The 13,373-nt window shown below is 71.6% G+C and carries 13 protein-coding genes; 4 read left to right on the top strand and 9 right to left on the bottom strand.

Going from position 1 to position 13,373, the window contains the following annotated elements; all coding sequences use genetic code 11:
- Window position 1: 1 nt before the first annotated feature.
- The 3 genes from ACIGQF_RS23870 to deoC are packed head-to-tail and all read right to left on the bottom strand — an operon-like array spanning window position 2 to window position 3,292.
- The gene (locus ACIGQF_RS23870) at window positions 2-868 is read right to left on the bottom strand and encodes an aldehyde dehydrogenase family protein (RefSeq protein WP_399713670.1); all 867 of its coding nucleotides are present in this window, start codon (window positions 866-868) and stop codon (window positions 2-4) included.
- Entirely contained in the window at window positions 861-2,291 is a 1,431-nt protein-coding gene (locus tag ACIGQF_RS23865; protein ID WP_399713666.1) for an aldehyde dehydrogenase family protein, read from the bottom strand. Before ACIGQF_RS23865 ends, ACIGQF_RS23870 begins: the two co-directional genes overlap by 8 nt.
- 5 nt (window positions 2,292-2,296) lie before the next feature.
- A complete protein-coding gene (gene deoC / locus ACIGQF_RS23860) occupies window positions 2,297-3,292 on the bottom strand; it encodes a deoxyribose-phosphate aldolase (protein ID WP_399713663.1) in 996 nt (331 codons plus the stop codon).
- Between the two features lie 173 nt (window positions 3,293-3,465).
- Between deoC and ACIGQF_RS23855 the strand changes: the two genes are divergently transcribed.
- Window positions 3,466-4,083 carry a PH domain-containing protein gene (locus ACIGQF_RS23855; protein ID WP_399713660.1) on the top strand — a complete coding sequence of 206 codons (618 nt, stop codon included), beginning with the start codon at window positions 3,466-3,468 and terminating at the stop codon, window positions 4,081-4,083.
- A gap of 198 nt (window positions 4,084-4,281) precedes the next feature.
- Here ACIGQF_RS23855 and ACIGQF_RS23850 read toward each other — a convergent pair whose 3' ends face one another.
- The gene (locus tag ACIGQF_RS23850) at window positions 4,282-4,476 is read right to left on the bottom strand and encodes a hypothetical protein (RefSeq protein ID WP_399713658.1); all 195 of its coding nucleotides are present in this window, start codon (window positions 4,474-4,476) and stop codon (window positions 4,282-4,284) included.
- Window positions 4,477-5,096: 620 nt separating this feature from the next.
- Here ACIGQF_RS23850 and ACIGQF_RS23845 point away from each other — a divergent pair.
- Window positions 5,097-5,351: a GntR family transcriptional regulator gene (locus ACIGQF_RS23845; RefSeq protein WP_399713655.1), complete on the top strand. Its 255-nt coding sequence runs from the start codon at window positions 5,097-5,099 to the stop codon at window positions 5,349-5,351.
- Window positions 5,352-5,449: 98 nt separating this feature from the next.
- On the opposite strand, the gene ACIGQF_RS23840 is transcribed toward ACIGQF_RS23845, so the two are convergent.
- The 3 genes from ACIGQF_RS23840 to ACIGQF_RS23830 all read right to left on the bottom strand — a co-directional run bounded on the left by ACIGQF_RS23840 (window position 5,450) and on the right by ACIGQF_RS23830 (window position 8,764).
- Window positions 5,450-7,117 (bottom strand): phospho-sugar mutase, encoded by a 1,668-nt coding sequence (locus ACIGQF_RS23840; protein ID WP_399713653.1) that lies wholly within the window; start codon window positions 7,115-7,117, stop codon window positions 5,450-5,452.
- Window positions 7,118-7,377: 260 nt separating this feature from the next.
- Window positions 7,378-8,199, bottom strand: a complete 822-nt coding sequence (locus ACIGQF_RS23835; protein ID WP_361559849.1) for a purine-nucleoside phosphorylase — start codon at window positions 8,197-8,199, stop codon at window positions 7,378-7,380.
- Window positions 8,200-8,326: 127 nt separating this feature from the next.
- Entirely contained in the window at window positions 8,327-8,764 is a 438-nt protein-coding gene (locus ACIGQF_RS23830; protein WP_030254019.1) for a gamma-glutamylcyclotransferase, read from the bottom strand.
- A gap of 228 nt (window positions 8,765-8,992) precedes the next feature.
- Here ACIGQF_RS23830 and ACIGQF_RS23825 point away from each other — a divergent pair, with 228 nt between their 5' ends.
- Window positions 8,993-10,429, top strand: coding sequence for an NAD(P)H-quinone dehydrogenase (locus ACIGQF_RS23825; RefSeq protein WP_361559852.1), 1,437 nt, complete (start codon window positions 8,993-8,995; stop codon window positions 10,427-10,429).
- Window positions 10,430-10,563: 134 nt separating this feature from the next.
- Complete coding sequence (locus tag ACIGQF_RS23820) at window positions 10,564-11,547, top strand: DeoR/GlpR family DNA-binding transcription regulator (RefSeq protein WP_399713648.1); 984 nt, start codon at window positions 10,564-10,566, stop codon at window positions 11,545-11,547.
- A 58-nt stretch (window positions 11,548-11,605) separates the two neighbouring features.
- Here ACIGQF_RS23820 and ACIGQF_RS23815 read toward each other — a convergent pair whose 3' ends face one another.
- Complete coding sequence (locus tag ACIGQF_RS23815) at window positions 11,606-12,196, bottom strand: TetR/AcrR family transcriptional regulator (RefSeq protein WP_399713645.1); 591 nt, start codon at window positions 12,194-12,196, stop codon at window positions 11,606-11,608.
- Between the two features lie 185 nt (window positions 12,197-12,381).
- The coding region (locus tag ACIGQF_RS23810; RefSeq protein WP_399713642.1) for a biotin/lipoyl-containing protein at window positions 12,382-13,373 on the bottom strand (992 nt) is incomplete at its 5' end.

Genomic DNA, 13,373 nt, shown 5'->3' with positions numbered 1-13,373 from the left:
CTCAGACGCCCATCGGGTGCCAGACCGTCTTGGTCTCCAGGAAGGCCAGCATGCGGCCGGTGCCGGGGTCGGCGGCCCAGTCCACAGACTGTGGACGGCGTACGCGCTTGAGGTTGTCGGCGGCCGCCGTCTCCAGCGCGGTCGCCTCCTCCGCGTCGCCCGCCACGCCCGCGAGGTCGATCGCGTTGACGTCCTGGTGCGCGGCCAGCGGGCCGGCGATCTCCGCCGTACGGCCCGAGAGCACGTTCACCACGCCGCCGGGCAGGTCGGAGGTGGCCAGCACCTCGCCCAGGGACAGCGCGGGGAGCGGGGCCTGCTCGCTCGCCACGACCACGACGGTGTTGCCGGTGACGATCGCGGGCGCGATCACCGACACCAGCCCGAGGAACGAGGACTCCTGCGGGGCCAGCACGGCCACCACGCCGGTCGGTTCGGGCGTGGAGAGGTTGAAGTACGGGCCCGCGACCGGGTTCGCGCCGCCCGCGACCTGCGCGATCTTGTCGGACCACCCGGCGTACCAGACCCAGCGGTCGATCGCCGCGTCCACCTGCGCCGCCGCCTTGGACTTCGACAGCCCCTCGGCGTCGGCGACCTCGGAGACGAACTGCTCCCGGCGGCCCTCCAGCATCTCCGCGATGCGGTAGAGGATCTGCCCGCGGTTGTACGCGGTGGTGCCCGACCAGCCGCCGAACGCCTTGCGGGCGGCGACCACCGCGTCGCGCGCGTCCTTGCGGGAGGACAGCGGGGCGTTGGCCAGCCAGTTCCCCTTGGAGTCCATCACCTCGTACACCCGCCCGCTCTCGGACCGGGGGAACTTGCCCCCGACGTACAGCTTGTAGGTCTTGAAGACGCTCAGCCGATCAGACATTCAGGTACGCCTCCAGACCGTGCCGGCCGCCCTCGCGGCCGAAGCCCGACTCCTTGTAGCCGCCGAACGGGGAGGCCGGGTCGAACTTGTTGAACGTGTTGGACCAGACGACGCCGGCGCGCAGCTTGCCCGCCATCCACAGGCTGCGGGAGCCCTTCTCGGTCCAGATGCCCGCCGACAGGCCGTACGGCGTGTTGTTCGCCTTGGCCACGGCCTCCTCCGGCGTACGGAAGGTCAGCACGGACAGCACCGGGCCGAAGATCTCCTCGCGGGCGATGCGGTGCGCCTGCGTCACGCCGGTGAACAGGGTCGGCGCGAACCAGTACCCCTCGCCGGGCAGTTCGCAGGCCGGCGCCCAGCGCTCGGCGCCCTCGGCCTCGCCCGCCTCGGCCAGCGCCTTGATCCGGGCCAGCTGCTCGGCGGAGTTGATCGCGCCGATGTCGGTGTTCTTGTCCAGCGGGTCGCCGACCCGCAGCGTCTGCATGCGCCGCTTGAGCGCGTCCAGCACCTCGTCCTGGACCGACTCCTGCACCAGCAGCCGGGAGCCCGCGCAGCAGACGTGGCCCTGGTTGAAGAAGATGCCGTTGACGATGCCCTCGACGGCCTGGTCGATCGGCGCGTCGTCGAAGACGATGTTCGCGGCCTTGCCGCCCAGCTCCAGGGTGAGCTTCTTGTCCGTGCCCGCGACCGTACGGGCGATGGCCTTGCCGACCTCGGTGGAGCCGGTGAAGGCGACCTTGTTCACGTCCGGGTGCGCGACCAGCTCGGCGCCGGTCGAGCCGTCGCCGGTCAGGATGTTGACGACGCCCTTGGGCAGGCCCGCCTGGCGGCAGATGTCCGCGAAGAACAGCGCGGAGAGCGGGGTGGTCTCGGCGGGCTTCAGGACGACCGTGTTGCCGCAGGCCAGCGCCGGGGCGATCTTCCACGCCAGCATCAGCAGCGGGAAGTTCCAGGGGATGACCTGGCCTGCCACGCCCAGCGGCTTCGGGTCCGGGCCGAGGCCCGCGTGGCCGAGCTTGTCCGCCCAGCCCGCGTAGTAGAAGAAGTGCGCGGCGACCAGCGGCAGATCGGAGTCGCGGGACTCCTTGATCGGCTTGCCGTTGTCCAGCGACTCCAGCACCGCCAGCTCGCGCGAGCGCTCCTGGATCAGCCGCGCGATGCGGAAGAGGTACTTGGCGCGCTCGGCACCGGGCAGCGCCGACCACTTCTCGAACGCCTTGCGGGCGGCCTTCACGGCGCGCTCGACGTCGGCGGTGCCGGCCTGCGCGACCTCGGAGAGGATCTCCTCGTTCGCGGGCGAGACGGTCTTGAAGACCTTGCCGTCGGCCGCCTCGGCGAACTCGCCGTCGATGAACAGCCCGTAGCCCGGCGCGATGTCGACGACCGCGCGCGACTCCGGCGCGGGTGCGTACTCGAAAGTCATGGCGATCAGTCCACCGTCACGTAGTCGGGGCCGGAGTACCGGCCGCTGCCGAGCTTCTGGCGCTGCATCAGCAGGTCGTTGAGGAGGCTGGACGCGCCGAACCGGAACCAGTCCGCGGTCAGCCACGCCTCGCCGAGCGTCTCGTTGACCATGACCAGGTACTTGACCGCGTCCTTGGTCGTGCGGATGCCGCCGGCCGGCTTCACGCCGACCTGCACCCCGAGCTGCGCGTGGAAGTCGCGGACGGCCTCCAGCATCAGCAGGGTCACCGGGGGAGTGGCGTTGACGCCGACCTTGCCGGTGGAGGTCTTGATGAAGTCGGCGCCCGCGAGCATCGCGAGCCAGGAGACCCGGCGCACGTTGTCGTACGTCTGCAGCTCGCCGGTCTCGAAGATGACCTTCAGGTGCGCGGCGCTGCCGTCCGGGCGGACGCAGGCCTCCTTGACGGCCTTGATCTCCTCGAAGACCTCCAGGTAGCGGCCGGAGAGGAACGCGCCCCGGTCGATCACCATGTCGATCTCGTCGGCGCCTGCCGCGACCGCGTCCCGGGTGTCGGCGAGCTTCACCGGCAGCGCGGCGCGGCCGGCGGGGAACGCGGTGGCCACGGAGGCGACATGGATGCCCGAGGCGCCGAGCGCGTCCTTGGCCGTCGCCACCATGTCCGGGTAGACGCAGATCGCGGCGACCTGCGGCACGGTGCGGTCGGTGGGGTCGGGGTTGACGCCCTTGGCGCACAGGGCCCGGACCTTGCCCGGGGTGTCCGCTCCTTCGAGCGTCGTCAGGTCGATCATCGAGACGGCGAGGTCGATGGCGTACGCCTTCGCCGTGTTCTTGATCGAGCGGGTGCCGAGCGCGGCGGCGCGGGCTTGCAGCCCGACGGCGTCTACGCCCGGGAGGCCGTGCAGGAAACGGCGCAGCGCCCGGTCGTCGGCGGTCACGTCCGCCATCGACGCCAGACGGCCCGCGGCTTCCTTGCCGTATGCGGGAACAGTGGTGGGCATGGTCACGAGGGGAGCATATCTACGCGCGTAGCGGTGTGTCACCCCTCCAGGTGGTACCGGGGAATTCCGGGCGGATTCCGTGCCCCGGGCCGGGGGGGGGGCGGACCGGGCGGCCGGCCATCGATGCCGGACCGCAACGTCCGGATGCCGGACTCTCGGGCACAATCGCCGGTATGACGAGCCCGGACAACTCCTCCAGCCGGCCCGCGCAGACCTACGCGGACCGCACCTACCGGTCGCCCGCGGCCCTGGTCGGCGGCGTCCTGCTGCTCGCGCTCCTCGCCTGGCTGGGCAGCGACGCGCTGATCAACGGCACTCCGCGCACCCGCCTGCTGGCGGTCTCCGGGCTGCTCTTCGGCGTGCCGCTGATCATCGCCTACACCCTGCGGCCCGTGGTGCGCGCCAACGCGGAGCGGCTGACCGTACGGAACCCCTTCCGCACGATCACGCTGCCCTGGGCATCGGTCGAGGACCTGCGCGCATCCTTCTCCTGCGAGGTCTTCGCGGACGACAAGAAGTACCAGCTGTGGTCGATCCCGGTCTCGCTGCGCCAGCGCAAGCGCGCCAACCGGATGTCCGCCAAGGCGGCGGGGGCCGCCGCGCGCGGCGCCGAACCGGTGGAGGTGCGGCGCGCGGCGGCGGACCGCTCGCTGGAAGAGCTGCGCGAGCTGCAGGAGCGTCATGCGGCGCGCGAGGAGGCGCAGGGCGCCGTCGCCGTGCGCTGGGCGTACGAGATCATCGCGCCGCTCGTGGTGGGCGCGGTGGCGCTGGTGGTGCTGTTCGCGCTCTGACCGCCCGGTACCCGTCCCGGGGCCCCGGGACGGGCGGTACGGCCCGGCACGTGCGCGGTCCGGGGCCGCTTCATCGCTTCTCACGGTTTTCGGGCTTCGCGGTGAGGTTTCATCGCGGACCACCGAGACCATGATCAGTCCCCCTGAGCGCCAGGGGGCCCTGGGCGCTCAGGGGTTTTCTGTGTCCAGCGAAGCCGCTCAGTCGTCCGCCGCCGCGAGTCGTTCGCCGCGTAGCTCAGCAACGTTCAGCGCATCCGTAAGGCATTCAGCCGTCCGGCGCAGCGCGTACCAACTCTCGTCGGCGGTCAGCCGGGGACCGTCGAGCATGGCGCGCACAAGCCCCAGGACTACGGCGCCCGACTCGATCAAGTCGTCTTCGAGTGCATCGCTCATGGCTGCGACTGCTCCGCCGCGCTGACAGAACCCGCCGTGTCCGTCGGCATTCTGCGGCATACGGCGAAGTTCACCGGTGACAATGCCGGGGCCGAATCCTGGATCGGGTGCTCCGCAAGTGATCATGCCGTCGCCCCTTGAAGGTCGTAGGGGTAATAAAGCCCCATGGTCGCGAGCGTTGCCGCCGTTCGCCGTTCCCGCTGAAGCCTGTGTTCGCGCTGCCGCTCCAATTCCACGAGATACGGCCGGACAAGGGCGGAGTCCTCGCCTTGAAGCACCTCGCCCACGGTACGGGCGGTGGCGTCTCGCAAGGGTTCGTCCACGGTCCCGCCGTGGACGTTCATGAACAGCGGACGACGTACCGACTGTGTCGGCGCGGGGGTGGTCGGCGCTGCCCGGCGCCTGCCCTGGGGCGGCAGGAAATACGTGAGAAGCGCAGCGATAAGGTTTCGCACAGCCGAAGCTCCGTTCTTCGGTCAGCCCCAGGCGTCGACCCTTGCCCGGTCGCCCTGGGGTGTTTTCGTGGTGGCCAAGCCTATGCGATCGCAGGTAGCGGTAGGTAGTGGTTGGTAGTAGTGCTAGGTAATGCGTAGTCGTGAGTAGCGGCTTACGGTCGGAGGGTGGACAAGATCAACCCCGACTCAACCGACTACGTGTATGAGCAACTGGCCGCAATCCTTGAGCGGAAGATCCGCAGCGGTGAATACCCGCCCGGTTCACGGCTCCCTGGCGAGCTTGCGATGACCCATGACTACGGCGTTGGTCCGGGCACTGTCCGTCGGGCGCTGAGCATCCTTCGAGACGCTGGGCTTGTGGTCACCCGTCCGGCGCGGGGAACGTTCGTCGCGAACCCGCTGCCGCCGGTCGCCGGCTAGAACTATGGGCACCGTTCATGCCCTTACCTGCGTGAACGTTTCAGACATACACCCGTCCGCGCTTACGGAGGGGCGGGCCCGGAGGCCCGCCCCCGGCGTCAGAGCCCCGCGGCCGCCGACAGGTCGGACTTCACCGCGGCGAGCGCCGCTTCGGCCGTACGGCGTGCCTCCGGGAGCGCCTCCCGGGATGCGACCGGTACGACGGTCTCCAGGTAGCACTTCAGCTTCGGCTCGGTGCCGCTCGGCCGGACGACGACCCGGCCCGCCGCGACCTCGCCGGCCCCGGACAGGGTGTACCGGAGGCCGTCGGTCGGGGGCAGCGACGCCGAGCCCTGGGACAGGTCCTCGGCCGAGGTCACCGTGAGCCCGCCGAGCGAGGCCGGCGGCTGCTCGCGCAGCCGGCGCATCGCGTCGGAGATGACCGACAGGTCCTCCACCCGCACGGAGAGCTGGTCGGTGGCGTGCAGCCCGTGCTCCACGGCCAGGTCGTCCAGCAGGTCGGTCAGCGTGCGCCCGTCCCGCTTGAGCACGGCCGCCAGCTCGGTGATCAGCAGCGCTGCCGTGATGCCGTCCTTGTCGCGCACCCCGGCCGGGTCGACCGCGTAGCCGAGCGCCTCTTCGTACGCGTACCGCAGGCCGTCCACCCGGGCCAGCCACTTGAAGCCGGTCAGCGTCTCCGTGTACGGCAGGCCGGCCGCCGCGGCGATCCGGGAGAGCAGCGAGGACGAGACGATCGTGGTGGCGACGGTGCCCTGCGCGCCCGAGCCCACCAGGTGCGCGGCCAGCAGCGCGCCGACCTCGTCGCCGCGCAGCATCCGCCAGCCCGCCGCGGTCTCCGGCGCGGGCACGGCGACCGCGCAGCGGTCCGCGTCCGGGTCGTTGGCGATCACGATGTCGGGCTGTGCCGCACGGGCCGCCTCGAAGGCCAGGTCCATCGCGCCCGGCTCCTCGGGGTTGGGGAACGCGACGGTCGGGAAGTCCGGGTCCGGCTCGGCCTGCTCGGGCACGACCACCGGCGCCGGGAACCCGGCCCGCTCGAACGCGCCGACGAGCACGTCCCGGCCGACGCCGTGCATCGGCGTGTAGACGACGCGGGTGCCGCGGGGCGAACCGGGTGTCAGGACGGCCTCCGTACGGGCCAGGTAGGCCGCGAGGACGTCCTCGCCGAGCACGTCCCAGCCGCCGTCCGGGCGGGCCACGTCGGCCAGCGAGTCGACCGCGTCGATCCGCGCGGCGATCTCGCCGTCCGCGGGCGGCACGATCTGCGAGCCGTCACCGAGGTAGACCTTGTAGCCGTTGTCGCGGGGCGGATTGTGGCTGGCGGTGACCTCCACGCCGGCCACCGCGCCCAGGTGCCGGATCGCGAAGGCGAGCACGGGGGTGGGCAGCGGACGCGGCAGCAGCGCGGCCTTCAGGCCCGCACCGGTCATGACGGCGGCGGTGTCCCGGGCGAAGTCCGCGCTCTTGTGGCGCGCGTCGTAACCGATGACGACCAGGCCGTCGGTGTGGCCCTGGTCCTTGAGGTACGCGGCCAGTCCGGCCGCCGCGCGGATGACGACGGCGCGGTTCATCCGCATCGGGCCCGCGCCCAGCTCGCCGCGGAGTCCCGCGGTGCCGAACTGCAGGGTGCCGGCGAACCGGTCCGCCAGCTCGTCGGTGTCCTCGGTCTCGATGAGCTTCGCCAGCTCTTCGCGGGTCTCGGGGTCGGGGTCCTCGGCCAGCCAGGCCTTCGCCCGGCCGGTCAGCTCCGCGGGGACGGTTGCCACGTGATGCTCCTGCCTGTGGGGTGCGTGAGGGGTGCCTGTGGGTGCGGTGCGCGTGCGGTACGGACCGGGCTCGGGTGAGGGGCACGGGAGGCCGTGCCGGGCGCGCACGGCGCCGGCGAACCTGGCGCCGCGCGCACGGTGCCCTACGGACGGACCGGCGTACGCCCTGGTTCCCGCGTACGCCCCGCCTCGTCACCCCTACCCCGCGTCCGGCCCGGACGGCGGGAACCGGCCGCCGGCCGGTTCCGTACCGGGCCGCGTCAGATCTTGCTGAGCACCTGGCCGAGCAGGCTGCCCATGCGGGTCGCGGAGTCGCGGCCGGCCTGGAGCACCTCTTCGTGGTTGAGCGGCTCGCCGGTCATGCCCGCCGCGAGGTTGGTCACCAGCGACAGGCCCAGCACCTCGGCACCCGCCTCACGTGCGGCGATGGCCTCCAGGACGGTGGACATGCCGACCAGGTCGGCGCCGAGCGTACGGATCATCCGGATCTCGGCGGGGGTCTCGTAGTGCGGCCCGGGGAACTGGGCGTAGACGCCCTCCTCCAGGGTCGGGTCGACCTCCTTGCACAGCGCGCGCAGCCGCGGCGAGTACAGGTCGGTCAGGTCGACGAAGTTCGCGCCGACGATGGGGGAGGTGGCGGTGAGGTTCAGGTGGTCGCTGATGAGGACCGGCTGGCCGGGACGCATGCCCTCGCGCAGACCGCCGCACCCGTTGGTGAGCACGACCGTCTTGCAGCCGGCGGCCACGGCGGTACGGACGCCGTGGGAGACGGCCGCCACTCCGCGACCCTCGTAGTAATGCGTCCGGCCGAGGAAGACCAGTGCGCGCTTGTCGCCGATGAGGTACGAGCGGACCTTGCCGCCGTGCCCCTCCACGGCCGGGGGCGGGAAGCCCGGCAGCTCGGTGACGAGGAATTCGTGCTCGGGCTCGCCCAGCGCCTCGGCGGCCGGAGCCCAGCCGGAGCCCATGACCAGGGCAACGTCGTGGGTCTCGGCGCCGGTCAGCTCGCGCAGGCGGTCGGCGGCGTCGGTGGCGGCGGTACGGGGGTCGCTCGCCAGGTCCGGGGTAACAGATGCGTTCACGCGGACGAGGGTAGCCGGTAATCGCCTACGCGCGTAGATGTGTCTCATCACGGACGTGCGACGGTGCGTTTCGTCTTTTCCTACGAACCGGCGGTGGTGAGCCCGCGCCGCCGGGCCCCGCGCGCCCTCAGCAGGGCCGTTTCCGCAGCTCCATCACATAGTCGTGCGGGGCGCCCGCCGACTCGGCCGCGTCCGCGATCTCGCCGAGGTACCGGGCGGAGGGCAGCCCGCCCTCGTAGCCGTTCAGGACGTACAGCCAGGCCGCCTCGTCGCCGTCCAGCGTGTGCACCCTGACCCGCATCCGGCGGTATATGTCCATGCCGACGCCCTCCCACCGGTCCATCGACTCCTCGTCCATCGGAGCGATGTCGTACAGCGCGACGAAGACCTGGGAACGCGGTGCCTCCACCAGTGTGGCGAGCGCTCCCTCCCAGCCCATCTGCTCTCCGCCGAACGTGAGCCGCCAGCCGTTCAGCCAGCCGGTGCCGCGCAGTGGTGAGTGGGGGGCGCGGCGGGACATCAGCCGCGCGTCGAGGTTGCCGGCGTAGGCGGCGTAGAGCGACATGGATCAGAGGGTACGGGAGGGCGGGCCGGGTCCCGTGGATCCACCGGGGCCACCGCGTCCGGCCTGCGCTCCCGCGGACGGCGGGTCCGTACGGCGGCCCCCGCGCTGAACGCGGGAGGCACGTGCGGGACAATGAGTACGTACTGCATCTCCCGGGGGGCGACCCCCGGACCCCCGGCCGGAACCGCGCCGGTTGGGCCGGAATACGAGAGCGCGAGGCGTAATCCCTTGACCCGGATCGTGATCATCGGTGGCGGACCTGGCGGCTACGAGGCGGCGCTGGTGGGCGCCCAGCTCGGCGCGGAGGTGACCGTCGTCGACTGCGACGGCCTCGGCGGAGCATCGGTGCTCACCGACTGCGTGCCCTCGAAGACTCTCATCGCGACGGCCGAGGTGATGACCACTTTCGACTCGTCGTACGAAGAACTGGGCATCATCGTCGAGGACGACACCCCGCACATCGACCGCCCCGCGCGCGTAGTGGGCGTCGACCTCGGCAAGGTCAACCGCCGTGTGAAGCGCCTCGCGCTCGCCCAGTCGCACGACATCACCGCCTCCGTCACCCGCGCCGGCGGCCGGGTCATGCGCGGCCGCGGCCGGCTGGAGCCGGGCCAGGCCGTGGACGGCTCCCGCCAGGTCACCGTCACCGCCGCCGACGGCAGCGAGGAGACGCTGACCGCCGACGCCGTACTGGTCGCCACCGGCGCGCACCCCCGCGAGATCCCCGACGCGCAGCCCGACGGCGAGCGCATCTTGAACTGGACGCAGGTCTACGACCTCGACGAGCTCCCCGAGGAGCTCATCGTGGTCGGCTCCGGCGTCACCGGTGCCGAGTTCGCCGGCGCCTACCAGGCCCTCGGCTCCCGCGTCACCCTCGTCTCCTCCCGCGACCGCGTGCTCCCGGGCGAGGACCCGGACGCCGCCGCCGTCCTGGAGGACGTCTTCCGCCGCCGCGGCATGAACGTCATGTCCCGCTCCCGCGCCGCCTCCGCCAAGCGCGTCGGCGACCGTGTCGAGGTGACCCTCTCGGACGGCCGTACGATCACCGGCACGCACTGCCTGATGGCCGTCGGCTCGATCCCGAACACCGAGGGCGTCGGCCTGGAAGAGGCCGGCGTCAAGCTCAAGGACTCCGGGCACATCTGGACCGACAAGGTCTCCCGCACCTCGGCCCCCGGCGTGTACGCGGCCGGCGACTGCACCGGCGTCTTCGCGCTCGCCTCGGTCGCGGCCATGCAGGGCCGGATCGCGATGTACCACTTCCTCGGCGACGCGGTGGCCCCGCTGAACCTGAAGACCGTCTCCGCGAACGTCTTCACCGACCCGGAGATCGCCACTGTCGGTTACAGCCAGGCCGACGTCGACAACGGAAAAATCGATGCCCGCGTCGTGAAACTGCCCCTGCTGCGCAATCCGCGTGCAAAGATGCAGGGCATCCGCGACGGCTTCGTCAAGCTGTTCTGCCGCCCCGGCACGGGCATCGTCGTGGGTGGTGTGGTCGTATCACCGCGCGCGAGCGAACTCATTCATCCGATATCGATCGCGGTGGACAACAACCTGACGGTGGAGCAGATCGCCAGCGCCTTCACCGTCTACCCCTCGCTCTCCGGCTCGATAGCCGAGGTCGCGCGGCAACTGCACACCCGCAAGTCCGCCGGGGAGTGAGCCCGGCGGCACGCCGGGGGCGGGTTCGCACGAACGACCGCCCTATATCACTCGCGGGTGTTGCAGACGAACAACTTCCGATAATTGGTGCAACCTGCTGAAAACAGACGGTCGTTGGCGTTACTGTCAGTTTCGTGTTCGCTGCAGAACGTCGCCAATTGATCCTTGAAATGGTGCGAGCGAACGGAGCGGTTTCGCTCCGTGAGCTCGCCCGCGTCGTCCAGACCTCAGAAGTGACCGTACGGCGGGACGTGCGGGCACTGGAGGCGGAAGGACTGCTCGACCGCCGGCACGGCGGTGCGGTGCTGCCGGGTGGCTTCACCCGCGAATCCGGCTTCCCGCAGAAATCCCATCTAGCAACCGCGGAGAAGACGGCCATCGCCGATCTCGCCGCGAGCTTCGTCGAAGAGGGCGAGGCCATTGTCGTCGGCGCGGGGACGACCACACAGGAGCTGGCCCGCCGGCTCGCCCGGGTCCCGGGTCTGACCGTCGTGACCAACTCCCTGTTGGTCGCCCAGGCCCTGGCGCACGCCAACCGCGTCGAGGTCGTCATGACCGGCGGCACGCTCCGGGGCTCCAACTACGCGCTGGTCGGCAGCGGTGCCGAGCAGTCCCTCCAGGGGCTGCGGGTGTCCCGTGCCTTCCTGTCGGGCAGCGGTCTGACCGCAGAGCGCGGACTCTCCACCTCCAACATGCTCTCCGCCAGCGTCGACCGGGCGCTGGTGCAGGCGGCGGCGGAGGTGGTGGTCCTCGCCGACCACACCAAACTCGGTACGGACACCATGTTCCAGACGGTGCCGACCGACGTCATCACACGCCTGGTGACGGACGAACCGCCCGGCCACGACGACCGTGCCGCGACCGAACTGCAGGCCCTGGCCGATCAGGGCGTGCAGATCACGGTCGCCGGCGGGGCCGCGGCGGCGGCCGCCCAGGGCCAGGGGAGTGCGGAAGGTACCCCGGCGGCGGACCGCCGGGGTCCGAGAAGGGAGGTACCACTGCCGGGACAGCGGCGCAGCCATTCCCCCGCCGGCGCCGGGCCGCAGCTGCGCTCGGCCGCGCTCGCCCCCGATCCGCAGTCGGGCCGGGTCGCCGACCTGGCGCCACGACGGCGCTGAGCGCTGAGAACCGCGGGGTCTCAGCCGCTCGGCACGTGCTTCCGTACGACTACGTCGCTCACCGGCCGGCCTTCAGGCCGGTCAGGGTGAGTGTCAGCAGCCGGTCGGCCAGTTCCGGGTCGTCCGGGGACTCCTCCGCGGCCAGCGCGATGCCGTTGGTCAGCTGCATCAGGTCTCGGATGTCCACATCGGGACGTACGGCACCGGACTGCTGGGCCCGGGTGAGCAGTACGCCGCCCGCCTCGCGCATCGGCCGGCTGCATCTGGCCAGCCCGGAGTTCTCGTCGGCCGGCGCCGCCATCAGCGCGCGCGACAGCCCGCGGTAGGTGCTGGCGTGCGTGATGATCGCGCGCAGCCACTCCACCAGCGCGGCACAGGGCTGCGGCGCGTCGCCCAGCTCCCGTGCGCGGGCCAGCAGGGCCTCCACCTCGCACTGGAACACGGCACCCATCAGCGCGGTCCGGTCCGGGAAGTGGCGGTAGAGCGTGCCGATGCCGACACCGGCCCGGCGCGCGATGTCCTCCAGCGAGGTGTCCGTGCCGCGCTCGGTGAAGGCCGTCCGGGCCTCCGCCAGCAGCCGCTCGTAGTTCCGGCGCGCGTCGGCCCGCATGGGGCGTGCGGAATCGGTGTGCGCCGTCTCGGTGGCCATCGCCGTCCTTCCTGTACCTGCCCTTCCGTAGGCAGGACTCGCCTCAACGGTATCGGGTGGCCGAACAGCCGGCCCGGTCCGTGGCCGAAGCCCGTACGGCCGAGGGGCGCCCGGCTCGGTCGGCCGGGCGCCCCTCGGTCAGCTGCGTACGGGCGACGCCGTGGTCGCCTCCCCGCTCCTCCGGATCAGTCCTTGATCTCGCAGATGACGGCGCCGGCGGTGAGGGAGGCGCCGACCTCGGCGGTCAGGCCCTTGACGGTGCCGGAGCGGTGGGCGTTCAGCGGCTGTTCCATCTTCATGGCTTCGAGGACGACGACGAGGTCGCCTTCCTTGACCTCCTGGCCCTCTTCCACCGCGATCTTGACGATGGTGCCCTGCATGGGGGAGGCGAGGGAGTCGCCGGAGGCGGCGGAGCCGGACTTCTTTGATGCCTTGCGCTTGGGCTTGGCGCCGCCGGCGACCGCGGCGCGCGCCAGCGGCATGCCGAGCGAGGAGGGCAGGGAGACCTCCAGACGCTTGCCGCCGACCTCGACGACCACGGTCTCGCGGGTGTCGGCCTCGGCCTCATCGGCGCCCGGCGCGGCGAACGGCTTGATGTCGTTGACGAACTCGGTCTCGATCCAGCGGGTGTGGACCTGGAACGGGTCGGTGGAGCCGGTCAGCTCCGGCGCGAAGGCGGGGTCCTTGACCACCGTGCGGTGGAAGGGGATGGCGGTGGCCATGCCCTCGACGGTGAACTCCGCCAGGGCGCGGGCCGCGCGCTGCAGGGCCTGCTGGCGGGTGGCGCCGGTGACGATGAGCTTGGCGAGGAGGGAGTCCCAGGCGGGGCCGATGACGGAGCCGGACTCCACCCCCGCGTCGAGGCGGACGCCGGGGCCGGCGGGGGCGTCGAAGGTGGTGACGGTGCCGGGCGCGGGCAGGAAGTTGCGGCCCGGGTCCTCGCCGTTGATGCGGAACTCAAAGGAGTGGCCGCGCACCGGCGGGTCGTCGTAGCCCAGCTCCTCGCCGTCGGCGATGCGGAACATCTCCCGGACCAGGTCCAGGCCGGTGACCTCCTCGGTGACCGGGTGCTCGACCTGCAAGCGGGTGTTGACCTCCAGGAAGGAGATGGTGCCGTCCTGGCCGACCAGGAACTCACACGTCCCGGCGCCCTCGTAGCCGGCCTCCTTCAAGATGG

It is taken from the genome of Streptomyces sp. NPDC053560, assembly GCF_044544605.1.
In the GTDB taxonomy this organism is placed as follows: Bacteria; Actinomycetota; Actinomycetes; order Streptomycetales; family Streptomycetaceae; genus Streptomyces.
This window is presented reverse-complemented; position numbering and strand designations above follow the sequence as displayed.